This is a genomic window from Kitasatospora sp. NPDC086801, assembly GCF_044745805.1.
Classification (GTDB): Bacteria; Actinomycetota; Actinomycetes; order Streptomycetales; family Streptomycetaceae; genus Kitasatospora.
Window position 1 is genome coordinate 36,307 of the sequence record NZ_JBIVAX010000003.1, and the last position, 24,770, is coordinate 61,076.

A 24,770-nucleotide genomic window follows, 5' to 3' on the forward strand; every position below is an offset into this window, starting at 1 on the left:
TCCTTCCGTTCGCGTCGGTGGCGCTACCGATCCTGCCACCCGGCGCGGCCGTCCGGGGCGATGTTCGGCAGAGCGGCCCGGGCCGCGACGGCCGCGGTCAGGAGCTGCGCCCCCGACGGAGTCGGCCGGCCAGGCCCGCCACCCCGCCCACCGCCGAAGTCACGAGGATCAACGCCGCGCCCGCAACGGTCGCGTAGGCGGCCGGCCGGAGCGGCCCGGACGAACCGGCCTTCGGGCCGGGCAGCCCGTCGAAGGCCGTGGTCCGGCCGAGGTCGCCCATCCGGCCGAACGGCATCAGGGTGGCCTCGACCCTGGCCTCCACCGCGCCGGCCGGGACGGTCCCGCCGTCGACCTCCAGGTGGGTGCGGGAGTCGAGCGAGCCCAGCCGGTTGTCGCCGAGCAGGAACAGCCGCCCCGGCGGCACCGTGACGCTGAACGAGGAGCCCTGCGGGCCCTGCGCCGCGAGGTACGGCTCCTCCACCGCCTGTCCGTCGACCGTCAGCCGGTGGTCGTTGCCGGTGGCCGCGACGGTGTCCCCACCGACCGCGACCACGCGCTTGACCATGAGCTCGCCACCCCAGTCCTGGTCCCGGAAGACCACCACGTCCCCCCGGCCGACGGCCCCGCCGCCGACCTTCCGGGCGAGCACGGTGTCCCCGATCCGAAGCGTGGGGGACATCGAGGCGGTCGGGATGTTGTACGGCCGGTAGTCGATCGCGATCAAGGCGAAGCCGCCGATCATCAGCACCAGCCCGAGCGCGATCGCCACGCCCTGCAGCACCGCTGCGAGCCGACGGCCCGGAAGGGCGGGCGAAGCCGGGTGGTCGGCCGTCTGATCAACGACACCGCTCATCGAAACCGTCCACCTCTGGCCGACCGGAGAACACCACTGGCACGCCGGGGGCACCGGCGGAAAGGCCGACGGGCCGTGGCACGTCCGAGCAGATTACTCGTCGGTACCACGGCCCGCGCAAGGGTTGGGGAGAACCCGGTGGAGCTCAGGAGTCCTTCCGGCCGTCCCTCCGGTCCCGCACCCGACGCACCAGCGGGAGCAGCGCGACCGCGCCCACCGCGCCGGCCACGGGAGGTGCCAGAGGCGCGGCCGCCGCCAGGCCCTTCTGGTCGAAGGTGTCCGGCACCGAGAGCGTCGACCAGTGGCCGACCGGCCAGGCCACGACGAAGGCGCGCCCGATCACATTGCCCACCGGAACGGTGCCACCACCCGGCTGGTCCATGTGGAAGCGGGAGTCCAGCGAATCGGCGCGGTGGTCGCCCATCACCCAGATCCGGCCGTTGGGCACCTTCACCGGGTCGAACGGATGGTCACCGCAGGGGGTGTTGCCCTGGTAGACGTACGGCTCGTTGAGCGCGACGCCGTTGACCTTGACCGGCCCGGTGCCCTCGCACTCGACGGTGTCCCCGCCGACCGCGATGACCCGCTTGATCAGGTCCTTCTCGTTCGCCGAGGGCATCAGGCCGACGAAGCTGAGCACGTCCTGGACGCCCCGGACGAAGGAGTTGTTGCTCTGCTGGGTCGGCTCGTCGTTCAGCCAGCCGCCCGGGTCGTGGAACACCACGACCTCACCGCGCTCGGGCTCCGCCCCGAACCAGGGGGTCAGCTTGTCCACCAGGACGCGGTCACCGACCTGCAACGTGTTCTGCATCGACTCCGACGGAATGGAGAAGGCCTGGACGAAGAAGGTCTTGATCACGAGCGCCAGGACCAGCGCGATGCCGACCAGGATCGGCAGTTCCTTCCAGAAGGAACGCTGCTTGCGCTGCTTGCCGGGGGCCTGCGACTCCGATTGGTCCGCCGACTCGGCGTCGGACCGGTGGGACTTCGAGGAGCCCTCGGTGGGGCCCTCCGCCCCGTCGCCCTGCTCGTCGGCGGTCTGGGCCGCCGCGTCCTCGACCGAGGCCGAGGGCGCACCTGACTCGGCGGACCGGGCCGCTCGACGGCCAGAGCCCTCGGGCTCCCCGGCACCTGAGCGGGCGCCGATCACCACATCCCCCACAACGTCTCCTCCCTGCTGTGCGGACGCCCGCGCGCCCGCGCTCACAGTGCCGCACAGCGGGCACCACGCTCACCACGACCATGGACGCTTCGGGACTGCCCGTCGTGGGCTCCCCTGACACCAGCACAGCCTTGGCGCACGACCGGGACCTCCCGGCCGCACCTGCACTTCTCTATCACTCCAAGGCATCCGGCTCGCGGTCCCACGCGCGCGGCCCGGCCGCGAGACGCCCGGCCCGGCTCACTCTGGCGGCCGCCCTGGCCGGCGAACGACGACCGGAAGGATGCCCAACACACCCATAACGAGCGGAGGTTCCATCGGAACCGGCCCAATGCCCACGGATTCCGGCACAGTTCCGCGCGCCTGCGGAGCCCGCGCCAACGAGGAGAGTGAACTCGGCACGTCGAGTTGATGGAAGCGGTCCAGCGGCCAGGCGGTCACGAAGGCCCGACCGACCACACCGCTCAACGGGATGGTCCCCTGCCCCGGATTCCCCATGTGGTAGCGGGAGTCGGCGGACACGTCCCGGTGGTCGCCCATGACCCAGAGCCGGCCCTGCGGCACCTGCACCTTGAAGGGCTGCCGGGACGGCGGGTTGGCGGGCGCGAGGTACGGCTCGTCCACCGGCGTGCCGTTGACGCTCAACCGGCCCTGCGCGTCGCAGCACTCCACGGTGTCCCCGCCGACGCCGATGACCCGCTTGATCAAGTCCTGCTCGCTGTCCGACGGCAGCAGCCCGACGAAGGTGAGGACCTGCTTGGCCGCCCCCAGCACCGGACCGTCGTCGGACGGCTTGCGGTCGTTGTCCAGCCAGCCGCCCGGGTCCTTGAACACCACCACGTCGCCGCGCTGCGGCTCACTGCCGAACCAGGGGGTCAGCTTGTCCACCAGCACCCGGTCCCCGACCTGGATGGTCTGCTCCATCGAACCCGAAGGGATCACGAACACCTGGAGCAGGAAGGTCTTCATCACCAGCGCGACCAGCAGCGCCACCAGGATGATCAGCGGGAACTCGCGCAGCAGCGACCGCTTGCGTCGCCGGGCCGCACGGCGGGCGCTGCGACGGCGATCGGCCCGGCCCCGGACCGGCAGAACCACGGCTGGACCCGCACCCCCGGGGGCGGCGTCCCCTGGCCCAGCACCGTCGGATCCGGCACTCGCGGATCCGACGTCCACAGGTGCGACACCTGCGGCTCCGACGCCTGCCGGTCCGCCGGCGTCCGGCTCCGGAACCGGGCGGTCCGCCAGCCGGCCCCTGCCTCTGCTACCCCTGCTCCCCATGACCGCCCGTCCCCGCAGTCGCGGCGAAGGCCGCCGGCCGGTCCAGGTCGGTCCAGCGCGAGAACGGGTAGACCACCCAGTCCGCCCGGCCGATCACCCTGCTCTCGGGCACGAAGCCGCCGCCGGGCTCACCGAGGTGGTCGCGCGAGTCGCGGGAGGCGATGCGGTGGTCCCCCATCACCCAGAGCTTGCCGGTCGGCACCACCACGTCGAAGGCCACGCTCGACGGCTGGTCCCCCGGGGCCAGGTAGGAGGATTCGTCGACCGGCACCCCGTTGACGGTGATCCGCCCGCCCGGGCCGGTGCTGGTCACCCGGTCCCCGCCGATGCCGATCACCCGTTTGACGTAGACCGTGTTCCCGGCCGGGGCCAGCCCGAGGCCCCGGCCGAGCGAGCTCAGCCCGTCCCAGAAGCCGGCCGGCCCGCCCGACTCCGGCAGGAAGGAGCCCGTCCCGTCGAAGACCACGACGTCGCCCCGCTGGGGGTGACCGCCGAAGGCATAGGCGAGCTGGTTCGCGATCAGCCGGTCGCCCGGGCGCAGGGTGCCCTCCATCGACCCGGACGGCACCGAGAACGGGCGCGCGACGAAGGCGTTCACCAGCAGCAGGGCCAGCAGGCAGATCCCCACGAGCAGCAGCAGGTCCCGCGAGCGCGAGTGGCCCGGATCCTCGTCCTCCAGTGCGGTCTCGTCCTCGGACGTGACCTCGCCCGCCGGCTCGTCCTCGCCCTCCGATGCGCCCTCGGCCTCCGCCCGCGGCTCCCCACCGGGGTCAGGCTTCTGCCCACCCGGAGCAGGCCCCGAAACGGCCCCGGAAACGACCGCGGACCGCGACAGCGAGTCCGCACCGGTGGGTGCGGGACTGCCGTCGCGGTCCGCGGGTGGTTCGTGCGTGCTCATCGGGCGCTGAGCTTACCGTGCGGTGGCCCGGCTCCTCAGAGCGATCCGATCCCCCGGCGAGGCCGGGAGCCGGTGGATCAGCGGTCGCGCTTCTCCTTGATCTTCGCGGCCTTGCCGCGGAGGTCACGCAGGTAGTACAGCTTGGCGCGGCGAACCGCACCGCGGGTCACGACCTCGATCTTCTCGACGACCGGGGTGTGCACCGGGAAGGTGCGCTCCACGCCGACGTTGAAGCTGACCTTGCGAACGGTGAAGGTCTCACCGATGCCGGCGCCGTGGCGGCGGATGACGACGCCCTGGAAGACCTGGACACGGGAGCGGTTGCCCTCGATGACCCGGACGTGGACCTTCAGGGTGTCACCGGCGCGGAAGGCCGGGATGTCGCTACGCAGCGAGGCCGCGTCGACAGCAGCGAGCTTGTTGCTCATGTTGCTCTCCATCGCAGGCGCCACGGGCCGCCCACGGAAGTTCGTCACAATGGGGTTTGCTGCGGGCCGCATCGGCTGACGACGATCCCCCCGTGGCGGGGACGCCGGTCCACGTGACCCCTACGAAGGGGGCCCAGCAACAGACAGCAGCGGCCTATTCTTCCACACCACCGGCCACGGACCGAAATCGGCCGAGCTCCTCGTCCCAGGCCAGGCCGAGAACGCTGAGCGCCTCCCGGTCCTTCTTGTCGAAGGCGCCGTAGCGCCAGCGCTCGACCAGGTCGGAGCGGTTCGACAGGGTCCGGGCGAAGGCCTGCTCCCGCCGCCAGCGGGCGATCCGGCCGTGGTTGCCGCTGAGCAGCACGTCCGGCACCGTCCGACCGCGCCACTCGGCGGGCTTGGTGTAGACCGGGCCCTCCAGCAGGTCGGCCATGGCGCCGGGCGCGAAGGAGTCGTCCCGGTGGGACTCGGCGTTGCCGAGCACCCCGGGCAGCAGCCGGGCGATCGCCTCGACCATCACCAGCACGGCGACCTCGCCGCCGGCCAGCACGTAGTCGCCGATGGAGGCCTCGACCACCGGCATCCGGGTGGCCGCCTCCTCGATGACCCGCCGGTCGATGCCCTCGTACCGGGCGGGGGTGAACGCCAGCCAGGGGCGGCTCGCCAGTTCCTGGGCGAGTTCCTGCGTGAACGGCCGCCCGCTGGGGGTGGGGACGACGAGCGTCGGCAACTGGCCCTCGGGCCCGCGGGCGACCACCGCGTCCAGCGCCTCGCCCCACGGCTCGGGCTTCATCACCATGCCGGGGCCGCCGCCGTACGGGCTGTCGTCCACCGTCCGGTGCACGTCGTGGGTCCACTCGCGCAGGTCGTGGACGTGCACGTCCAGCTGGCCGCGGGAGCGGGCCTTGCCGACCAGCGAGATGTTCAGCGGTTCCAGGTACTCGGGGAAGATCGAGACGACGTCGATCCGCATCCCGTTCTGGACCGGCGCGACGCCCTCCTCCACGGTCACTCCGACTCTCCCGCACCCTTGGCACGGTCCGCGCCCTCAGCGCCCTCAGCGCCGTCGACACCCTCAGCGCCCTCGGTGTCCTCAGCGCCCTCGATGTCCTCAGCGCCCTCGATGTCCTCAGCGCCCTCGCCCTCGGCGGAGGCGCCACGGGCGACCTCGGCCTGCTCCAGGTCGATCAGCCCGACCGGCGGGGTGATCACGGCGCGCTGGTTCTCCAGGTCGATGGTCGGCACGATCTGGCTGACGAAGGGCACCAGCACCTCCGTCCCGTCGGCCTTCTTCACCGTGAGCAGGTCCTGGTACGGCAGGTGGACGACCTCGGTCAGCTCGCCGACGAAGGTGCCGTCGAGCAGCACCACGTCCAGGCCGATCAGCTGGTGGTCGTAGAACTCCTCCGGGTCCTCGGGACGCTCCTCGGGGTCGACCTCGGAGATGAGTAGGGTGCCCCGCAGCGCCTCCGCCGCGTTGCGGTCCTTGACGCCGGCGAAGCGCAGCAGCAGCCGGCCGCTGTGCACCTTGCCGGACTCGATGGTCAGCGGTCCCACCGACGCGGGGTCGGTGAACAGGACGGCACCGGGGCCGAGCCGGAGCTCCGGCTCGTCGGTGCGGACCTCGACGCTGACGTCCCCCCTGATGCCGTGGGCGCGGCCGATCTTGCCGACGACGAGCTGCACGGTGATCGTTCTCCTGGAGTTCCTAAGCGGGACGGAATGCGAAAAGCGCGAGAAACGCGAAAAGGCCGACCGGGACGACATGCGTCCCGGCCGGCCTCACAAGCCCTGACGGCTGAACGAGCAGCGCTGTCAGCGAATGTTGTCCACGTCGACTAGGTCGACCCGGACGTTGCGACCGCCGAGGGCGCCGACCACGGTGCGCAGTGCGCGCGCCGTACGGCCACCCCGGCCGATCACCTTGCCGAGGTCATCGGGGTGCACTCGCACCTCGATGGTGTTGCCCCGACGCAGGTTGCGCGAGCGCACCTGCACCTCGTCGGGGTGCTCGACGATGCCCTTCACCAAGTGGTCGAGGGCGTCCTCGATCACGCTCAGGCCTCGACGGCGGCGTCGGCCTCAGCCTCGACCTTGTCCGACTTCTTGGCCTTCGGGGTGATGGCAACACCGGTGGTGGCGTCCTCGAAGCCGGCGACGGCCTTCGCGAACAGGTGCGAGAAGTCCTCGACCTTGGGCTCGGCGACCAGCAGCGGCGCCGGGGCCGGCAGGCCCTTGAACTTCTGCCAGTCGCCGGTCAGCTTGAGGATGGCGAGCACGGGCTCGGTCGGCTGGGCGCCGACGGACAGCCAGTACTGAGCGCGGTCGGTGTCGACCTCGATCTTCGAGGGGTTGTAGGTCGGCTGGTAGATGCCGATCTCCTCGATCGCGCGACCGTCACGCTTGGTGCGCGAGTCGGCGACGACGATGCGGTAGTGCGGGGAGCGAATCTTGCCGAGACGCTTCAGCTTGATCTTGACTGCCACGGGAGTGGATTCTCCTGGTGTTGACGTGGGTGAGCGGCCGTACCGACGCGTGGGGTTGCGCCGTGGGCCGTTCAAGGGACACGCCAGCCGTAGGAGAGAGGGGTCCTGCTCGGCTGCCGAGTACTCAGCTGTCCATTGTGCCATACCGGCGCGAACCGCCTTCGCTCGGCCATTCGCAGGACGCATCCCGACCGCGTCCTGGCCATGTCCCGACCGTGTCCCGACCGCACCCCGGCCCTCCGGAGGCCGCCCCCCGACCGCCTCCGCAGGCCCGTTCGCAGGCCCGTTCGCAGGCCTGTCCACAAGGCGCGACCGGGAGCCCTCGCTCCCGGTCCGCCCACAGACTCACCGATGTACCGCTCGCTCCGGCCGGATCCGCTGCCCGCACAGCCGTCCGCCGGCCTTCCCCGTCTTCTGGTGTTCCGGTCTAACGATCTTCCGGTCCCACAGTCCTCCGCCGCACCGGTCGCCCGGCGCAACGGTCATCCGACGCACCGGTCGCCCGCTTCAACGGTCGCCCAGCGCACCGGCCGTCCGATCCGACAACCGTCCGGCCCTCCGGTGTCCCGGCGGACCGATCGGTCACGAGATCTTGAACGGCTGCTGGCACGCGCCGCAGACGATGGACGCCTGGGCGAGCACCGACGGCACGACCCGGACGTTCCGTCCGCAGCCGCACACCGCCTTGACCCGGACGCCGCCCCCGGAGGAGCCGTGCCGGGCGGCCGGACCGCGGAAGGCCCGCGTCGTACCGTCGCCGGCCACTGCCTCCTGGTGCGCGCCGAGGGCACGGTCCAGTCGCTCGATGGTCTCCGCGTAGCGCTCCTGGGTCTCCTTGAGCATGGTCACCTGGGAGAAGCCGCTGCTTGCGTGCGGTTCCACCGGGTGCGCCAGGCCGAGCTCGGAGGCGAGCAGCAGGAAGCGCCGGTTGTGGTAGCGGCCGGCTCGCGAGGTGTCCCGGATGTCCCGGGCCGCGGCCAGACCGTGGGCAGCCTCGTGGAGGAGCCGCTCGAAACCGAGCCGGGTGCCACAGGCCGAGGAGGATTCGCCGATCAGGGCCTCGGGCGAGGCCAGGTCGGGGAGGTCCTGGTGATGGGCCTGGATGTCACTCCAGGCGGCGGCCAGTTCGGCCGCGAGGACGAGGGGCTGTGTCGTGCTCACGCTAGGCCAACGATGGAGTGCGAGCCGACGTTCCGCATGTTCTCGTTCTCCGGGAATTCCCAGGGAACTCCCAGGAATGCATGGTCGCGCGCGAATTGCGCGTTCCGGATCTGACGCAAGACCAACCCCCTGCCGGTTTCGGCCCGCCGCAGCTCGGCGGGCCTCGTGAATTCCGTCCGGGGGCGGGCTGTCGCCCCTGGACGTACGGCCCGTGGACCCGTCGAGTTGACAGGGCCACGGGCCGTACACCGTACCGCTATTGCGTTAATACCGGCAGTTGACCGGCCAGTAGGGATGTCCGCGGCCGGGGTGCACCTCGGACGGTTACCGGATTCTTACTCATCCGCATTCCGGGCAAATGTCGCCGGTAACAGTCATTACTTGCCGGTAACAGTCATCAGTACGCGCGGGCGACGATCGCGATATTGCCGTCCTGGTCATCCGCCAGCGGCACCGAGCCGTCGGCCGCGACGATGCAGCGCACCGAAACGCCCTGCTCGGCCAGCTTGGCCTCGCCCTCCGGGCCGAGGTCGGCCCACGAGATCCGGCCCCAGCCGGTCGCGGCGGCCTCGACGGCCTCGTCGAGGGTCTTGACGTCGACGGTACGGGCCTCGCGGCGCTCGCGGGACTGGCGCAGCAGCAGCGCCTGGTCCTCCTCCAGGATGCCCGGGACCAGCGCGGCCAGCGCGTCGATGGAGACGGGCTCCTTGCCGCCGGGGATCCGGCGGGCCAGCATCGCGGTGCCGTTCTCGAGGTCGCGCGGGCCGACCTCGATGCGCAGCGGCACGCCCTTGAGCTCCCAGTCCACCGCGCGGCGGCCGAACGGGGTGTCGGTGCGGTCGTCGACGACCACCCGGACGCCGGCGGCCTCCAGCGTGGCGCCGATCTCGCGCACCTTGGCGATGACCGCGTCGTCGCCCTTGATGGCGAGCACGACGGCCTGGACGGCGGCCAGTCGCGGGGGCACCCGCAGGCCGTTGTCGTCGCCGTGGGACATGATCAGGCCGCCGACCATGCGGGTCGAGACGCCCCAGGAGGTCTGCCAGACGTACTCGCGCTCGGCGCCCTGGAGCTGGTAGGTCGTGTTGAACGCCTTGGCGAAGTTCTGGCCCAGCTCGTGGCTGGTGCCCATCTGCAACGCCTTGCCGTCGCCCATCATGCCCTCCAGGGTGAGGGTGTTGATGGCGCCGGCGAAACGCTCCTTGGCGGTCTTGCGGCCGAGCACGACGTCGATGCCGAGCACGTTCGTCATGAAGTCGCCGTAGACCTGGGTGTGGATCATCGACGCGTACGCGCGGGCGTCTTCGTAGGTGGCGTGGGCGGTGTGGCCCTCCTGCCAGAGGAACTCGGTGGTGCGCAGGAAGACGCGCGGGCGCAGCTCCCAACGGACCACGTTGGCCCACTGGTTGATCAGCAGGGGCAGGTCGCGATGGCTCTGCACCCACTTCGAGAAGTACTCGTTGATGATCGTCTCGGAGGTGGGCCGGACGACGACCGGCTCGTCGAGCTGCTTGCCGCCGCCGTGGGTGACCACCGCGAGCTCGGGGGCGAAGCCCTCGACGTGCTCGGCCTCCTTGGTCAGGTAGGACTGCGGGATGAACATCGGGAAGTAGGCGTTCTGCGCGCCGGCCTTCTTGATCCGCGCGTCCATCTCCTGCTGCATCCGCTCCCACAGGCCGTAGCCGTACGGTCGGATGACCATGGTGCCGCGCACCGGACCGTTGTCGGCCAGCTCGGCCTTGTTGATGAGGTCCTGGTACCAGCGCGGGAAGTCTTCCGCCTGAGGGGTGAGAACGGGTGCCTTAGCCATGGCCCGAATGGTACGGGGCACGGCCCCCTGACTTCGAATCGACAACACCCCCGCGCCCGCCGGACGGACGACCACCGCACCTGCCAGCGGCAGGCGGGGGTACCCGCCGACCGCAGGGGGCGCACGACCGTGACACGCGCGCACCACCCTGCACCCCTCTGGACGCCGGGCCCGACCCGCTGTTCGCTGGAGTGGGGCGGGACTTTGGGGGAGCCGTAGCAGCACACCGAAGGACCGGATGGGAGGCCGCGATGGCTTCAGCTCGGACGACCGGCACGACCGTACGACCGACAGGCGCACGACCGCACCACCCGCAGCCCGGGACGGCGCGGCCCGCGCGGGCGCGCGACTGGGCGGAGATCCAGGAGCGCATGCTGGTACCGCTCTACGAGGCGGTCCACGACCGGCTGGAGGTCGGCCCGGCGACCAGCGTGCTGGGCCTGGGCTGCCGGTCCGGACTGGCACTGCTGCTCGCCGCCGGGCGCGGCGCCCAGGTCACCGGCCAGGAGCCGCGGGACGAGCTGCGCGAGCTGGCCCGCGCCCGCCGGCTGCGGGTGTGCGCGGGCGCCCGGCCGACCGCCGCCGTCCCCCGCTCGGCCCATTCGCTGGTGACGGTCTTCGAGCAGTTGCCCGGTTGCGCCGAGCCGGGCCCGGTGGTCGTCGAGGCCGCCCGGCTGACCCTCCCGGGCGGGCACGTGGTGCTGGCCGCCTGGGGCCCGCCGGAGCGCTGCGAGAGCGCCCCGGTGCTGGACGTGGCGCGTCGACGGGCGGGCCGGACCACCGCGCGCGACCCGTTCGAGCTGAGCACGCCCGGCACGTTGGAGGACCTGCTCGCCCCGGCCGGCCTGCGCCCGGCCGGCAGCGGGCGGGTGAGCTGCCCGTTCGCCTACGCGGACCTGGACAGCGCGGTGCGCGGCCTGCTCTCCACCGGCCTGTTCGAGGCGGCCGAGGAGTTCTCCGGCGCGTCGCTGGTGGCCAAGGAGCTGGAGGAGGCGCTGCAGCCGTACCTGCGCGCGGACGGCTCGGTCCGGATGGAGAACGTCTTCCGCTACCTGGTCGCCGAACGACCGCGGTAGCGGCGGCCGACCGGCCCCGGCAGCGACAGCGACAGCGACAGCGACAGCGACCGGAACGGCCCCGGGCGGCGACAAGACCGAGAGCGACGGAACCGGCAGCACCGGAACGGGCAGCGACGAAACCGGCACCGACGAAACCGAGGGCGCCCGCCATCACGGCGAGCGCCCCCGGCCGACCGGTTCACGCCTGGTCGAGCGACTTCCCGTCGGAGGCGGAGCCCTTCCGCGGCACCCCGGCCGCCCGGTACGCCTGCTCCTCGTCCAGCGTCTCCGCCTCCAGCAGCGCCGCCGCCAGCGCGTCCAGCCGGGCCCGCTCCTCGGTCAGCAGCCGCACCGCGTCCTCGTAGCACTCGGCGACGATCCGCCGGGCCTCCTCGTCCACCGCGTCGAGGGTGGTCGGCGCGGCGGAGAGCCCGTAGGCGCCCTGCGGGTCGGCGGGCACCGCGGTCAACCGGCCGACCCGCTCGCTCATCCCCCACCGGCCGGCCATCCCGCGGGCGATGTTGGTGACCTGCTCCAGGTCGCTCTCCGCACCGGTGGTGATCACCCCGTAGACCACCTGCTCGGCCGCCATCCCGCCGAGCGCGCCGATGATCCGGCCGCGCAGGTAGGGCTCGGTGTAGGAGTAGCGGTCGTTCTCCGGGGTGGAGAGGGTGACGCCGAGCGCCCGGCCGCGCGGCACGATGGTGATCTTGCGGACGGGGTCGGCGCCGGGCTGCAGCATGCCCAGCAGCGCGTGCCCGCTCTCGTGGTAGGCCGTCCGCTCGCGCTCCTCCTGCGGCATCACCAGCGGCCGGACGGCGCCGAGCTGGACCTTCTCCAGGGCGTCCGAGAGGTCCCGCTCGTTCACCGCGTCCTGCTTGCGCTTGACGGCCAGCAGGGCGGCCTCGTTGACCAGGTTGGCGAGTTCGGCGCCGGTCATCCCGGGGGTGACCTTGGCCAGCCGGGTGAGGTCGGCGTCGCCGGCCAGCGGGACGGTCCGGGTGTGGATGCGCAGGATGGCGGCGCGGCCGTCCCGGTCCGGCGGGCTGACGGTGATCCGCCGGTCGAACCGGCCGGGGCGCAGCAGCGCCGGGTCGAGCACGTCCGCGCGGTTGGTCGCGGCGATCACGATGACGCCCTCGGAGCCGGTGAAACCGTCCATCTCGGTGAGGATCTGGTTGAGCGTCTGCTCGCGCTCGTCGTGCCCGCCCATGCCGCCGCCCGCGCCGCGCTGGCGGCCGATGGTGTCGATCTCGTCGATGAAGATGATCGCCGGGGCGACCTTGCGGGCCTCGGCGAACAGTTCGCGGACCCGGCTGGCGCCGACGCCGACGATCATCTCGATGAACTCGGAGGCGGAGGCGGAGAAGAACGGCACGTCCGCCTCGCCGGCGACGGCCCGGGCGAGCAGGGTCTTGCCCGTCCCGGGCGGACCGCTCAGCAACACGCCGCGCGGCATCTTGGCGCCGAGCCTGCGGTACTGCTGCGGGTTCTTCAGGAAGTCGACCACCTCGGCGAGTTCGGCCTCGACCTCGTCGATGCCGGCCACATCGGCGAAGGTGGTGCGCTTGCCCTGGTCGGCGGTGACCGGCTTGGGCGGGGCCTTGCGGCCGAGCGCGCCGGCGCCCAGGCCGCCGGCCATCCGGCGGGCGATCAGCACCCAGATCAGGATCAGCAGCACCATGGGGGCCAGCGAGATCAGCAGGTTGGCGAGGAAGCTGCGCTGCTGGACCACCGGGGACGTGGCGGTGACCTCGACGCCCTGCTGCTGCAGCGTGGTCCACAGGTTGTCGTTGGCGAAGGACGGCCGCTGGGTGGCGAAGTCGGTGTAGTCGCCCTTGCCGCCGTCCGGTTTGGACTGGGCGCTCTTGAGGGTGCCCTCGATCGCGTCGCCCTTGGAGTAGATCTTGGTGATGTTGCCCTTGTTCAGCTGGTCGTTGAACTCGGTGTAGGAGATCGTGGTGGCACCGGCGTTGCCGAAGAAGGACAGCAGCAGGTCGGAGATCAGGAACACCACGAGCGCGGTGAGGGCGAGGCCCATCCAGCCGCCGGGCATCCGGCGGCGGGGCGGCGGCGGGGGCGGGGCGCCCTCGGACCGCCAGGGCTGGTCGGGGGTCTGGCGCGGCGGCACGGGTTCGGTCACCCATCGGACGATACGGACGCGGGCTCGGGCGAGCCACCCGCAACGCCGCGCCGAGGACGCCCCTGACCGGCCGCGATGGCTCCCTACGCCCCGGAGGAGCCCGGCCACTCCTCGGCGGTCAGCGCGAACCGCTCGTGGTCCCGCCAGTCGCCCTGGAGGAACAGCATCCGGGGGGTGAAGCCCTCGTGCCGGAAGCCCAGCCGCTCGGCCATCGCGACCGACCGCTCGTTGTCCGGCTGCACGTTGATCTCCAGCCGGTGCAGGCCCAGCCCGCCGGCCGACTGCGGGGCGAAGCAGCGGTCCAGGACCAGCCGCAGCCCCTCCGTCATCCGTCCGGTGCCGGCGAACGGCAGGTACGCGTCGTAGCCCAGCGCGCCGTTGCAGAACCGGCCCATCACGATGTTGGCGACGTTCACCTTGCCGACCAGCCCGCCGGTGTCCCGGTCGACGATCAGGAAGGTGCGCAGGCCCGGCCCCTGGCGGTCCAGCAGTTCGGCCAGCCCGTCCGGCTCGACCGGGTTCCACCGCCCGATGTGGTCGGCGGACCGTCGGACCGCCTCGGCGTACATGTCCTTGTCCTCGGCCCGCGGGGCCCTGATCGTCACTCGCACGCCACCATCATCGGGCATGCGAGCGGCCCGCCGCCCGGAAGATCCCGGACGGCGGGCCGCTCGAACGACGGACCGGCCTACAGCAGGTCCTTGAACTCCTTGGGCAGCTCGAAGTCGGCCGGGCCCTTGCCCGCGCCGAGGCCGAACGCGCCGCCGCCGGCAGGCTCCTGGTCGCCGCCCGGGCCGAGCGCGCGGCGCTGGGCGGCCGCGGCCTCCTCCTGCGCGCGCTTGAGCGGGTTGCCGCTCTTGCGCTTGCCCTTGGCCTGCGGGGCCTTCTTCCCGGACTTCTTGGCGCCGCCGCCCATGCCCGGGATCCCCGGCATGCCGGGCACGCCCTTGCCGGAGGCCATCGCGGACATCATCTTGCGGGCGTCGAAGAACCGCTCGACCAGGTTCTTCACCTCGCCGACCTGGACGCCCGAGCCCTTGGCGATGCGGGCGCGGCGGGAGCCGTTGATCAGCTCCGGCTCGGCGCGCTCGCCCGGCGTCATCGACTTGATGATCGCGCCGACCCGGTTGACGTCCTTGTCGTCGATGTTGTTGATCTGGTCGCGGATCTGGCCCATCCCGGGCAGCATCCCCAGCAGCTTGGAGATCGAGCCCATCTTCTGGACCTGCTCCAGCTGCGACAGGAAGTCGTCCAGGGTGAACGCCTTCGGACCGCCGCGCAGCTTGGCGGCGATCTTCTCGGCCTCCTCCTGCGAGAAGGTCTGCTCGGCCTTCTCGATCAGCGAGAGGACGTCACCCATGCCGAGGATGCGCGAGGCCATCCGGTCGGGGTGGAAGGCGTCGAAGTCGTCGACCTTCTCGCCGTTGGAGGCGAACATGATCTGCCGGCCGGTGACGTGCGCGACCGACAGGGCGGCACCGCCGCGGGCGTCGCCGTCGAGCTTGGAGAGCACGACACCGGTGAAGTCGACGCCGTCGAGGAAGGCCTGCGCGGTGGTGACCGCGTCCTGGCCGATCATCGCGTCGACGACGAACAGGACCTCGTCCGGGTCGACCGCGGCGCGGATGTCCGCGGCCTGCTGCATCAGCTCGGCGTCGATGCCCAGGCGTCCGGCGGTGTCGACGACGACGACGTCGTACTGCTTCTGCTTGGCGTACTCGATCGAGTCCTTGGCCACCTGCACCGGGTCGCCGACGCCGTTGCCCGGCTGCGGGCCGTAGAAGGCCACGCCGGCGCGGTCGGCGACCACCTGGAGCTGGTTGACGGCGTTGGGCCGCTGGAGGTCGCAGGCGACCAGCAGCGGGGTGTGCTTCTGGCTCTTCAGCCAGTGGCCGAGCTTGCCCGCGAGGGTGGTCTTACCGGCACCCTGGAGGCCGGCGAGCATGATCACCGTCGGGCCGTTCTTGGCGAACCGGACCCGGCGGGTCTCGCCACCGAGGATCGCGATGAGCTCCTCGTTGACGATCTTGATGATCTGCTGCGCGGGGTTGAGCGCGCCCGAGACCTCGACGCCGAGCGCCCGCTCCTTGACCTGCTTGATGAAGGCCCGCACGACCGGCAGCGCGACGTCCGCCTCCAGCAGCGCGATGCGGATCTCGCGGGCGGTGGCATCAATGTCCGCCTCGCTCAGGCGGCCCTTGCCCCGGAGGTTCTTGAACGTCGCTGCGAGGCGATCGGAAAGAGTGTCGAACACGTCGTCGCGGGTCCTCTGCGGCATCGGTATCGGTACGGTCGTCGCCCCCCAGGGTATCCGGCCGCCCCGGGTACGGTCTCCACCCGGGTTGCCACGACCTCGGAGCAGACCCCGGAGCAGACCCCGGAGCAGACCCCGGAGCAGACCCCGGGCAGCCCCCTACGGCCCCCTGCGGCCCCCGGCCGGCCTCAGCCCAACGCCGCCCGGACCGCCGCCGCCACTTCCCCGGCCCGCCCGGCGGCGAGCGGCCGGCCCGCCTCGTCGGTCAGGTAGAAGGAGTCGACGGCCTCCGCGCCCAGCGTCGAGACGTGCGCGGTCCGCACCCGGACGCCCGCCCCGTCCAGCGCCCGGCCGATCCGGTGCAGCAGTCCCGGGGCGTCGTGCGCGCGGACCTCCAGGACGGTCGCGGTCGCCGAGGCCACCGCGGGCGCCACCGCGACCACCGGCGGCGGCGTGGGGATGCCCCGGCGGCGCGGCGCGGCGGCGTCCCGCTCGGCCAGCCGGCGCGCGACGTCCAGCGAGCCGTCCAGCGCCCGACGCAGGTCGGCCCGCAACCGGGCGGCCTCCGGCAGCTCGCCGAACTCGGCGGCCACCCGCCAGGACAGCAGCAGCACCGGGCCCGCGCCGATCGGGTCCAGCTCGCGCAGGCCGGCCGAGCGGACGGCCAGCCGGTGCAGCGCGAGCACCCCGGCGACGGTGCCGAGCAGCCCGGGCCGGTCCGGGACGGCCAGGGTCAGCTCGACGCCCATCGGCTCGGCGCCCGGGTCCGCCCCTTCGGACTGCGCCAGCAGCGACAGGGCGGGCCCGCCGGTCCGGGCGGCCTCCACCGCGAGCCGTTCCTGCCCGGCGGTCGCCGCGGCCTCCACGGGCACCGCCCCGGCGCCAGCCAGCCGGGCGGCGACCCGGGCCGCCAGGCCGTCCACCAGCGAGGCCCGCCAGCCGCTCCACGCGGCCGGGCCGGTGGCCAGCGCGTCCGCCTCGGTGAGCACGTGCAGCAGTTCCAGCTGCGCCGCGGTGCCGACCACCTTGGTGATCGCCTCGACGGTGGCCGGGTCGTCCGGGTCCCGCCGGGTCGCGGTGTCGACCAGGGTCAGGTGGTGGCGGACCAGCACCGCCAGGGTCTCGGTGTCCTCGGGGTCGAAGCCCATCCGGGCGGCGACGTCGCGGACGATCACCTCGCCGGCCTCGCTGTGGTCGCCGGGCCAGCCCTTGCCGATGTCGTGCAGCAGCGCGGCGACCAGCAGGAGGTCCGGTCTGGCCACCCGGCGGGTCATCGCCGCGGCCCGCACCGCCGTCTCCACCAGGTGCCGGTCCACCGTCCAGCGGTGCACGGCGTTGCGCTGCGGACGGCAGCGCACCCGCTCCCAGTCCGGCAGCAGCCGGGTGATCAGGCCCTCCGCCTCCAGCGCCTCCCACACCGGGACGGCCGCCTCGCCCGCGCCCAGCAGGGTGACCAGTTGCTCGCGCGCCTCGTCCGGCCAGGGCACCGGCAGCGGGCGGCACTCGGCGGCCAGCCGGCGCACCGTCGCATACGAGACGGTGAGCCCGTTCTGCGCGGCGGCGGCCGCGGCACGCAGCGGCAGCACCGGGTCGGCGGCCGGGCGGGCGCCCTGCGCGAGCACCGCCTCGCCGTCCTGCTCGACCACGCCCTCGGCGAGCGGCCGGCGCGCGACCGCGCCCCGGGCCACCGCGCCCGCGCCGCGCCCGGCGCCGGTGAACGGGAAGGCCAGCCGGACGGCCCGGCGGCCCCGGCCGGACCGGGCGGCGAGCACCCGGTCCACCGCCCGCCAGGTGACGTCACTCGCGTAGGCGATGGTGCGGGCGGCCTCGTAGACCTGGCGCAGCATGGTGTCGGCGTCCAGCACGCCGAGCCGTTCGGCGACCTGCTCCTGGTCCTGGAGGCTGAGCCGCTCGGTGGCCCGGCCGGTGGCCAGGTGCAGCGCGTCGCGGACGTCGGCGAGCCGCAGCGCGGCGGCGTCCAGGCCGTCCCGGGGGGCGTCGGCGAGCCAGGTGGCGGCGACGGCGTTGAGCGCGACGGCGTCGCGCAGGCCGCCGCGGGCCTCCTTGAGGTCGGGCTCCAGCAGGAACGACAGCTCGCCGTGCCGCTCGGCCCGCTCCCGCCCGAGGTCGCGCAGCTCCGGCAGGCGCGCGGGGGCGCTCGCGCGCCAGTCGGTGAGCACGGTGGAGCGCAGGGCGGTCGTGAGCGCCTGGTCCCCGGCGAGGTGGCGGGCGTCCAGCAGGCCGAGCTGGGCCTTGAGGTCGGCGGCGGCGACGGACCGGGCCTCGGCGACGGTGCGCACCGAGTGGTCGAGCGCGGCGCCCGCGTCCCAGACCGGGTACCAGATCCGCTCGGGCAGGTCGGGGGCGAGCCGGCCGTCGTGCAGCAGCAGGACGTCGAGGTCGCTGCGCGGGGACAGTTCGCCGCGCCCGTAGCCCCCGACCGCGACCAGCGCGACGCCGGGCGGGCCGCCGGCGGCCGCGAGCAGGCCGGCCAGCCAGTCGTCGGTGAGCCGGGCGAGCGCGGCGCGGCGGGGCCGCCCGGCCGGTCCGGGGCCGGCGAGCAGCGCGGCCCGGGCGGCGCCGTAGTCGGAAGGACTGGTCTCGGTGGTCATGGCGTGGTCCCGTCCGTCGTGCGGTTGAGCGGGCGGCGCCGGACGGCCTGCGGGCGGCCTGTGCGGGGCCGGTGGGCGGCCTGGCGCCGATACGCCGTCGGCGGACCCGCGACCCCGTGGGGAGCACGGGCCCGCCCGCGGCGCGACCTGTGGTGGGAGGGCCCTCAGAGGGCGTCGGGGCCGCGCTCGCCGGTGCGGACCCGTACGACGGCGTCGACCGGGATGCTCCACACCTTGCCGTCGCCGATCTTGCCGGTCCGGGCGGCCTTCACCAGGACCTCGATCAGCTCGTAGGCGTCCTCGTCCTCGACCAGCACCTCGATTCTGATCTTGGGCACCAGGTCCACGGTGTACTCGGCGCCCCGGTAGACCTCGGTGTGGCCGCGCTGGCGGCCGTAGCCGCTGGCCTCGGTGACGGTCAGGCCGTGCACCCCGAAGTCCTGCAGGGCGGCTTTCACCTCGTCCAGGCGGTACGGCTTGATCACGGCGGTGATGAGCTTCATCGGGCGTCGACCTCGGTCTTCTCGGCGGTGGTCTTGTCGGCGGGCTTCTCAGCGGCCTTGGCAGCGGGCTCGACGGCCTTCTCGGCGCCCGTGGCGGCGGGCTCGACGGCCTTCTCGGCGGCGGCCTTCCCGGCGACGGCCTTCCCGGCGACGGGCTGCTCCGCCGACCTCGCGGCCGCGGCGGCGCCGACCAGGCCCGGCAGGGCCCGCGCCAGGCCCGCGCCCACCGCGCTGAAATCGTAGGCGGATTCGGCGTGTTCGGCCTGGTCGATGCCAGCCACCTCGACCTCCTCGGCGACCCGGAAACCGACCGTCCTGTCGATCGCCTTCGCCAGCAGCCAGGAGAGGACGAAGGAGTACGCCGCGACCACGGCCACGCCCATCGCCTGCTTGCCGAGCTGCGCCGGCCCGCCGCCGTAGAACAGGCCCTTGGCGGTCTGGCCGACCCCGCCGGTGGCGAACAGGCCGATCAGCAGCGAGCCGATCGCGCCGCCCACCGCGTGCACGCCGACCACGTCGAGCGAGTCGTCGAAGCCGAGGCGGTACTTGAGACTGACCGCGGCGGCGCAGACCGCGCCGGCGATCAGGCCGATCGCCACCGCGCCCAGCGGGCTGACCGAGCCGCAGGCCGGGGTGATCGCGACCAGGCCGGCCACCGCGCCGGAGGCGGCGCCCAGCGTGGTGAACGCGCCGTGCCTGAGCTTCTCGTAGACCAGCCAGCCGACCAGCGCCGCGCCGGTGGCGACCTGGGTGTTGACCATCGCCATCGCGGCGACGCCGTTGGCGGCCAGCGCCGAGCCCGCGTTGAAGCCGAACCAGCCGAACCACAGCAGCCCGGAGCCGAGCATCACCAGCGGCAGGCTGTGCGGGCGCATCGGGTCCTTCTTGAAGCCGACCCGCTTGCCCAGCACCAGGCAGAGCGCGAGGCCGGCCACGCCCGCGTTGATGTGCACGGCCGTGCCGCCGGCGAAGTCGATCACGCCGTTGCGGTCGCCCAGCCAGCCGCCGTGACCGCCGTCGAAGAAGAACACCCAGTGCGCGACCGGGAAGTAGACGACGGTCACCCAGAGCGCGATGAACAGGCCCCAGGCACCGAACTTGGCCCGGTCCGCGACGGCGCCGCTGATCAGCGCCGGGGTGATGATCGCGAACATCAGCTGGAAGGTGGCGAACGCGGTGACCGGGATGGTCCCGGTGAGGTCGTTCAGGCCGATGCCGCGCATCCCAAGGAAGTCCAGGTTGCCGATCAGACCGGCGAAGGAGTCGGGCCCGAAGCTGAGCGAGTACCCGTAGAGGACCCAGAGCACGCTGACGATGCCGAGCGAGAGGAAGCTCATCGCCAGCATGTTCAGTGTGCTCTTGGCCCTGACCATGCCCCCGTAGAAGAAGGCCAGGCCCGGGGTCATCACCATGACCAGGGCCGCACTGATGAGCACGAAGGCGGTGTCGCCCGCGCTGAAGCCGTCCGGCATCGGCGTCTCCTCTGCGTGGAAGCCGATCAAAACCCGGGTTACCCGTCCCGTGCCACCCGGGGCGTCGGCGATGAAGATGAAGAGGAGAGTGCCGAAGGCTGGTTTCGGCCAGTGCGGCTCGTTGTTTCGCGGCCGTGACGCGTGCGACGCCCGGGTTACACCTGCGTGAACGACGGCCGTGCCGCTGGGGCGTGTTCCATCATTCGCGCCGGGCGGGAACGATGGAACACGCCCTAGGCCGGACGGGTTACCGTGCCGCCGCACGGGACGGCCGGTGGCATGACGGCCGCCGACCGTGGCGACGGCGGCCGTCACGGTCGGCGGGGTGCTCGGGGCCGGGTCCCCGGCCCACGGGCTCGGGGTGCTCAGACCACCGAGACGTACTCGGGGATGTCCTGGACGACGCGCTCCTTGAGCCGGCTCACCGCGTCCACGCCCTTGAACCGGGCGGCCGCGGCCTCGGTGGTCTTGCGGACCCGGGAGTTCAGCCGCTCCGAGCGCACCTTGGTGGCGATGTCCACCGCCTGCTCGGCCATCACCGCGGCCTGCTCGGCCTCCCGCTGCAACAGGTGGACGCTGGCCATGCCGATCAGGTTGAAGGCGTACGAGCGCACGTGGTCGCCGTCCTGGCGGAACAGGTCGACGGCGCGCTCCATCACCGGCGCGGACATCGAGGCGTACAGCTGGGCGTTGTCGGAGTGGTACGCGAGGTCGCGGAAGGAGTGCGCGTTCTCGGCGTTCAGCTCGGCCGGCGAGAAGAACTTCAGCCAGTCCGGCTCCTCGTCCCCCTCGCGGATGTCGGTGAAGGTGTCCTCGGACAGCCGGACGGCCCGGGCGCAGCGGTTCACCTCGCCGATGGTGGCGTAGGCGCGCGCCTCCATCGCGTACAGCAGGGACTGCTGGCGCGCGCTGGCGGTGTCGCGGCTGCCGTACTGCGCCAGGTGGATGAGTTCCAGGGCGTCCTCGCCCCGGTTGAGGTGGATCATCTGGCGGCTCATGTCGGTGAGGATGAGTGCGCCGAACGGGCGATCCCCGGCCTCCTTGGCGGCGTGCAGGGCCAGCACGTAGTACTTCTGCGCGCTCGGGTGCATCCCGACGTCGTACGACATCCACCCGGCCAGGTGGGCGAGTTCGGCGGTGAGCCGGAACAGCCGCCGGGTGGTGTTCTCGTTGTACGTCTCCTGGAGCAGGTCGGTGACCTCGTGGAGCTGGCCGACGACGGCCTTGCGGCGCAGCCCGCCGCCGTTCTGCGCGTCCCACTGCCGGAACATGACCGTGGTCTGCTCCAGCAGTTCGAGCTCGGGCTCGGACAACCGGCCGGTGAACGGGTCACCGCCGTTGGCCGCGGCGAGGATCGGGGTGGGGGTGCCGGTCGGGCCGGGGGTGAGCCAGCGCTGCATCGGCTCGATCAGCGCGGCGCCGGCGGTCAGCGCGAGCGAGGTGCCGAGGAAGCCCCGGCGGTTGAGCATCAGGTCGCTGCGGGAGTAGTCGCTGATCAGCTGGACGGTCTGCGGCGCGCTCCACGGCAGGTCGACGCCGCCGCCCACGGTGGAGACCGGGATCGCGGCGCGCAGGCCGAGGTCCTCGATCGAGACCACCGAGCCGAAGCGCTCGGAGAAGAGCTCCGACATGATCTTGGGAATCGGCTCGCGGGGCTGCTCGCCGTCGAGCCATCGGCGCACCCGCGAGGTGTCGGTGGACACGTGGTGGGCGCCGATCTGCCGGGCCCGACGGTTGACCTGACGGGCCAACTCGCCCTTGGACCAGCCGCTGCGGGCGAACCAGGTGGTCAGCTTCTCGTTGGGTTGCTTCTCTGCCATGGGAACGTCCCATCCCGCCCGGCCCCTTCGGGGCCCCCGATCGTGACGCCCGACGGTTGCGGGCCCTTGCCAGACGTGCCGTGCCTGAGGTGTCGCCGTACCACGCTCTCGCACTGGCGTGCCATCGTTGCGGACTGACCGTCAGATCCCCAACTCCCGCGCCCCGGCGGACCGGAGTCGATTCCACGATGACGTCCGTGTGCTGAACGTAATGCCCCGCGCGGCGCCCATGGGAGCGGCCCTGGCGAAACGCCACCTTTCGCCACCCCCACGAGTGAACCGAAGCCACGGTCCACGCGCTTCACTAGGTAGTCCGACGGCCCGGGCATATGCGGGCCGCCAAGACCTCTGGCGAAACCCGGCAGACCCGGCAACCCACCGCAGTCACAGGCGAGTTCGCCGCCCACCCTGATCGGCGGCCGCCTCGCCCACCCCACGATCCGGCATCGGTGCCGCCAGCCACAAGGCGGCGCCCGAGGCGCACCAGCGCGACAGGCGCACACCGGGCGCTGCACGCCGCCACCGCACACCGCACCACGCAACGGACAATCAACACACAGTCACCATCCCGTAACCATCGGCTACGGGAACCTGTTGGGGGAGGCATGGACAACCTGTTCGGCGAACTTCGACTGGGGCACCTGCGGTTGGCACCGTTGGGCGCGCGCCGCCGCACCAAGGTCACCGCGTCCCAAGCCGCCGCGGAGTACACCGGCCGCTGGGGCTGGACGGTCGCCACCGGCGCCCCGGCCGGCTCCGCCACCGCCCCGACCCGCTGTCCCTGCGGCTCCGCCCGCTGCGCCGCGCCCGGCCTGCACCCCGTACCGGGCGACGAGGACCGGTCCCGGGACACGGGCGCCGAGGGCTCGGTGCTGTTCCCCACCGGCCGCGCCTTCGACGTCCTGGACGTCCCCGAGCAGGCCGGCCTGCAGGCGCTGGTCCGGCTGGAGCGGATGGGCACCCAGGTCGGCCCGGTGCTCGCCGCACCCACCGGCCGGCTGCAGTTCCTGGTCGCCGCCGGCGCCGCCCGCCGACTGCCCGACCTGCTCTACCGGATGGGCTGGGACGACGCCGCGCTCGACCTCACCTGCCACGGCGAGGGCAGCTACGTCGCCGCCCCGCCCACCGTGCTCGGCGCGCTCGGCCCGGTCCGCTGGCTTCGCCGCCCCACCCGCGACAACGCCGGCTGCCCGCCCGAGGCCCGGCTGCTGCTCGGCACCCTCGCCTACGCCTGCCACCGCGGCCGCGAGCGCACCGCCGAACCCGCCTGGCTCGCCTCGTAGGCTTCGGCGCGCGCCCCTCCCGCTCAGCGCGCCCCTCCCGCTCGACGCGAGCCCCTCCGGCTCCGGGCGGCAACGCGAAAGGGCCCGCCCCTCGCGGAGCGGACCCTTCGTGCGTACGGGGCTTTCAGTCCCCGATCAGCGCGTCCACGAACGCGCCCGGCTCGAACGGCGCCAGGTCGTCCGCGCCCTCGCCCAGGCCGACCAGCTTGACCGGCACGCCCAGCTCGCGCTGGACCGCGACCACGATGCCGCCCTTGGCGGTGCCGTCCAGCTTGGTCAGCACGATGCCGGTGATGTCGACCACCTCGGCGAACACCCGGGCCTGGATCAGGCCGTTCTGGCCGGTGGTGGCGTCCAGCACCAGCAGCACCTCGTCCACCGGACCGTGCTTCTCGACGACCCGCTTGACCTTGCCCAGCTCGTCCATCAGGCCGGTCTTGGTGTGCAGCCGGCCGGCGGTGTCCACCAGTACGGTGTCGGCGCCCTCGGCGATGCCCTCCTTGACCGCGTCGAAGGCGATCGAGGCCGGGTCCCCGCCCTCCGGGCCGCGCACGGTGCGCGCACCGACCCGCTCGCCCCAGGTCTGCAACTGGTCGGCGGCCGCCGCGCGGAAGGTGTCGGCGGCGCCGAGCACCACCTTGCGGCCGTCGGCGACCAGGACACGGGCGAGCTTGCCGGTGGTGGTGGTCTTGCCGACGCCGTTGACGCCGACCACCAGGACCACGGCCGGGCCCTCCGCGTGCTTGGTGGAGCGGACGGTGCGGTCGGCGTCCTTGCCGATCAGCTCGACCAGTTCCTCGCGCAGCAGCGCGCGCAGGTCGTCGGGCGTCCGGGTGCCGAGCACCTTCACCCGGGTGCGCAGCCGCTCGACCAGCTCCTGGGTGGGGGTCACGCCGACGTCGGCGGTCAGCAGGGTCTCCTCGATCTCCTCCCAGGTGTCCTCGTCCAGGTGCTCGCGGGAGAGCAGCGAGAGCAGGCCCTTGCCGAGCGAGTTCTGCGAGCGGGAGAGCCGGGAGCGCAGCCGGACCAGCCGGCCCGCGGTGGGCTCGGGGACCTCGACGGCGGGCGCCGTCCCGGCCTCGGCGGCCTCGACCTCGACCTCGGTCGGGGCCGCGGTCGGGGCCGCGGTCGGGGCCGCGGTCGGGGCTTCGGCCGGGGCTTCGGCCAGGGCCTCGGTCTCGGGGAGCTGCACCTCCTCGACGGTGCGGCGACGCTCCTCGGTCGGCGGCGCGGCCTCCTCACCGATCTGGGGTTCCTGCGGGGTGGTCGGCGGCGCCGTGATGACCGGCGCCTGCGACTTCGGGGGCAACTGCTGGCGTCGCCTGCCGGAGACGACGAGGCCGGCGATCGCGCCGACGGCGACCACGGCGATGACTACGGCAAGGATCACGTATTCCACATAAATCTCCTTCTCGGGATCCCACGACAGAGTGATCCTTCGGTCACCGACGCTCGGAGCGTCGCCGCCTCCCTCACGCTGACCGCTGTGCCGTGCGGCACCGGTCAGGGCTTGGCCGTCATGAGGTCGTCAAACGGCTGAACGAGA

21 protein-coding genes are annotated in these 24,770 nt (G+C 72.8%); 2 read left to right on the plus strand and 19 right to left on the minus strand.

The features are described 5' to 3' along the window. Positions 1-97: 97 nt before the first annotated feature. From lepB (ACIPLC_RS05365) to proS, 11 genes are all read right to left on the minus strand, one after another. A complete protein-coding gene (lepB, locus tag ACIPLC_RS05365) occupies positions 98-853 on the minus strand; it encodes a signal peptidase I (RefSeq protein ID WP_400471303.1) in 756 nt (251 codons plus the stop codon). A 145-nt stretch (positions 854-998) separates the two neighbouring features. Then, positions 999-2,015 (minus strand): signal peptidase I, encoded by a 1,017-nt coding sequence (gene lepB, locus ACIPLC_RS05370; RefSeq protein WP_400471305.1) that lies wholly within the window; start codon positions 2,013-2,015, stop codon positions 999-1,001. 240 nt (positions 2,016-2,255) lie between these two features. Then, positions 2,256-3,113 carry a signal peptidase I gene (gene lepB, locus ACIPLC_RS05375; RefSeq protein ID WP_400471307.1) on the minus strand — a complete coding sequence of 286 codons (858 nt, stop codon included), beginning with the start codon at positions 3,111-3,113 and terminating at the stop codon, positions 2,256-2,258. A gap of 166 nt (positions 3,114-3,279) precedes the next feature. Next, on the minus strand, positions 3,280-4,194 hold the full coding sequence (gene lepB / locus ACIPLC_RS05380; protein WP_400471309.1) for a signal peptidase I: 915 nt from the start codon (positions 4,192-4,194) through the stop codon (positions 3,280-3,282). 77 nt (positions 4,195-4,271) lie between these two features. After that, positions 4,272-4,622 (minus strand): 50S ribosomal protein L19, encoded by a 351-nt coding sequence (gene rplS / locus ACIPLC_RS05385; RefSeq protein ID WP_030306736.1) that lies wholly within the window; start codon positions 4,620-4,622, stop codon positions 4,272-4,274. Between the two features lie 154 nt (positions 4,623-4,776). After that, a complete protein-coding gene (gene trmD / locus ACIPLC_RS05390; RefSeq protein WP_400471774.1) occupies positions 4,777-5,595 on the minus strand; it encodes a tRNA (guanosine(37)-N1)-methyltransferase TrmD in 819 nt (272 codons plus the stop codon). A 35-nt stretch (positions 5,596-5,630) separates the two neighbouring features. After that, complete coding sequence (gene rimM / locus ACIPLC_RS05395; protein ID WP_400471311.1) at positions 5,631-6,308, minus strand: ribosome maturation factor RimM; 678 nt, start codon at positions 6,306-6,308, stop codon at positions 5,631-5,633. Between the two features lie 129 nt (positions 6,309-6,437). After that, positions 6,438-6,677 carry an RNA-binding protein gene (locus ACIPLC_RS05400; protein ID WP_030056773.1) on the minus strand — a complete coding sequence of 80 codons (240 nt, stop codon included), beginning with the start codon at positions 6,675-6,677 and terminating at the stop codon, positions 6,438-6,440. 2 nt (positions 6,678-6,679) lie between these two features. Next, complete coding sequence (rpsP, locus tag ACIPLC_RS05405) at positions 6,680-7,108, minus strand: 30S ribosomal protein S16 (protein ID WP_400471313.1); 429 nt, start codon at positions 7,106-7,108, stop codon at positions 6,680-6,682. 582 nt (positions 7,109-7,690) lie between these two features. Beyond that, positions 7,691-8,269 carry a hypothetical protein gene (locus ACIPLC_RS05410; protein WP_063347677.1) on the minus strand — a complete coding sequence of 193 codons (579 nt, stop codon included), beginning with the start codon at positions 8,267-8,269 and terminating at the stop codon, positions 7,691-7,693. A 397-nt stretch (positions 8,270-8,666) separates the two neighbouring features. Continuing rightward, entirely contained in the window at positions 8,667-10,079 is a 1,413-nt protein-coding gene (proS, locus tag ACIPLC_RS05415; RefSeq protein WP_400471315.1) for a proline--tRNA ligase, read from the minus strand. Positions 10,080-10,330: 251 nt separating this feature from the next. On the opposite strand from proS, the gene ACIPLC_RS05420 reads away from it, so the two are divergent. After that, on the plus strand, positions 10,331-11,155 hold the full coding sequence (locus ACIPLC_RS05420) for a methyltransferase domain-containing protein (RefSeq protein ID WP_400471317.1): 825 nt from the start codon (positions 10,331-10,333) through the stop codon (positions 11,153-11,155). Positions 11,156-11,336: 181 nt separating this feature from the next. Here the strand turns inward: ACIPLC_RS05420 and ftsH are convergent, their stop codons facing one another. From ftsH to ACIPLC_RS05455, 7 genes are all read right to left on the minus strand, one after another. Next, positions 11,337-13,280 (minus strand): ATP-dependent zinc metalloprotease FtsH, encoded by a 1,944-nt coding sequence (ftsH, locus tag ACIPLC_RS05425; RefSeq protein ID WP_400471319.1) that lies wholly within the window; start codon positions 13,278-13,280, stop codon positions 11,337-11,339. An 83-nt stretch (positions 13,281-13,363) separates the two neighbouring features. Further along, complete coding sequence (locus ACIPLC_RS05430; RefSeq protein WP_400471321.1) at positions 13,364-13,909, minus strand: GNAT family N-acetyltransferase; 546 nt, start codon at positions 13,907-13,909, stop codon at positions 13,364-13,366. A gap of 59 nt (positions 13,910-13,968) precedes the next feature. Beyond that, entirely contained in the window at positions 13,969-15,534 is a 1,566-nt protein-coding gene (ffh, locus tag ACIPLC_RS05435; RefSeq protein ID WP_400471776.1) for a signal recognition particle protein, read from the minus strand. Positions 15,535-15,722: 188 nt separating this feature from the next. After that, a complete protein-coding gene (locus tag ACIPLC_RS05440) occupies positions 15,723-18,146 on the minus strand; it encodes a [protein-PII] uridylyltransferase (RefSeq protein ID WP_400471323.1) in 2,424 nt (807 codons plus the stop codon). A gap of 164 nt (positions 18,147-18,310) precedes the next feature. Further along, a complete protein-coding gene (locus tag ACIPLC_RS05445) occupies positions 18,311-18,649 on the minus strand; it encodes a P-II family nitrogen regulator (protein WP_400471324.1) in 339 nt (112 codons plus the stop codon). Next, positions 18,646-20,121, minus strand: a complete 1,476-nt coding sequence (locus ACIPLC_RS05450; RefSeq protein ID WP_400471326.1) for an ammonium transporter — start codon at positions 20,119-20,121, stop codon at positions 18,646-18,648. Before ACIPLC_RS05450 ends, ACIPLC_RS05445 begins: the two co-directional genes overlap by 4 nt. A 365-nt stretch (positions 20,122-20,486) precedes the next feature. Then, positions 20,487-21,941: a hypothetical protein gene (locus ACIPLC_RS05455; RefSeq protein ID WP_400471328.1), complete on the minus strand. Its 1,455-nt coding sequence runs from the start codon at positions 21,939-21,941 to the stop codon at positions 20,487-20,489. 605 nt (positions 21,942-22,546) lie between these two features. On the opposite strand from ACIPLC_RS05455, the gene ACIPLC_RS05460 reads away from it, so the two are divergent. After that, complete coding sequence (locus ACIPLC_RS05460) at positions 22,547-23,224, plus strand: bifunctional DNA primase/polymerase (protein ID WP_400471330.1); 678 nt, start codon at positions 22,547-22,549, stop codon at positions 23,222-23,224. Positions 23,225-23,348: 124 nt separating this feature from the next. Here the strand turns inward: ACIPLC_RS05460 and ftsY are convergent, their stop codons facing one another. Then, positions 23,349-24,623 carry a signal recognition particle-docking protein FtsY gene (gene ftsY, locus ACIPLC_RS05465; RefSeq protein ID WP_400471331.1) on the minus strand — a complete coding sequence of 425 codons (1,275 nt, stop codon included), beginning with the start codon at positions 24,621-24,623 and terminating at the stop codon, positions 23,349-23,351. Positions 24,624-24,770 lie beyond the last annotated feature (147 nt).

Excerpts from the sequence above, each read along its gene's own strand:
- lepB (WP_400471303.1), bottom strand. The coding sequence starts at position 853 with ATGAGCGGTGTCGTTGATCAGACGGCCGACCACCCGGCTTCGCCCGCC.
- lepB (WP_400471309.1), bottom strand. The coding sequence starts at position 4,194 with ATGAGCACGCACGAACCACCCGCGGACCGCGACGGCAGTCCCGCACCC.
- rplS (WP_030306736.1), bottom strand. The coding sequence starts at position 4,622 with ATGAGCAACAAGCTCGCTGCTGTCGACGCGGCCTCGCTGCGTAGCGAC.
- trmD (WP_400471774.1), bottom strand. The coding sequence starts at position 5,595 with ATGCGGATCGACGTCGTCTCGATCTTCCCCGAGTACCTGGAACCGCTG.
- proS (WP_400471315.1), bottom strand. The coding sequence starts at position 10,079 with ATGGCTAAGGCACCCGTTCTCACCCCTCAGGCGGAAGACTTCCCGCGC.
- ACIPLC_RS05420 (WP_400471317.1), top strand. The coding sequence starts at position 10,331 with ATGGCTTCAGCTCGGACGACCGGCACGACCGTACGACCGACAGGCGCA.
- ACIPLC_RS05430 (WP_400471321.1), bottom strand. The coding sequence starts at position 13,909 with ATGCCCGATGATGGTGGCGTGCGAGTGACGATCAGGGCCCCGCGGGCC.
- ACIPLC_RS05440 (WP_400471323.1), bottom strand. The coding sequence starts at position 18,146 with ATGACCACCGAGACCAGTCCTTCCGACTACGGCGCCGCCCGGGCCGCG.
- ACIPLC_RS05445 (WP_400471324.1), bottom strand. The coding sequence starts at position 18,649 with ATGAAGCTCATCACCGCCGTGATCAAGCCGTACCGCCTGGACGAGGTG.
- ACIPLC_RS05450 (WP_400471326.1), bottom strand. The coding sequence starts at position 20,121 with ATGCCGGACGGCTTCAGCGCGGGCGACACCGCCTTCGTGCTCATCAGT.
- ACIPLC_RS05455 (WP_400471328.1), bottom strand. The coding sequence starts at position 21,941 with ATGGCAGAGAAGCAACCCAACGAGAAGCTGACCACCTGGTTCGCCCGC.
- ACIPLC_RS05460 (WP_400471330.1), top strand. The coding sequence starts at position 22,547 with ATGGACAACCTGTTCGGCGAACTTCGACTGGGGCACCTGCGGTTGGCA.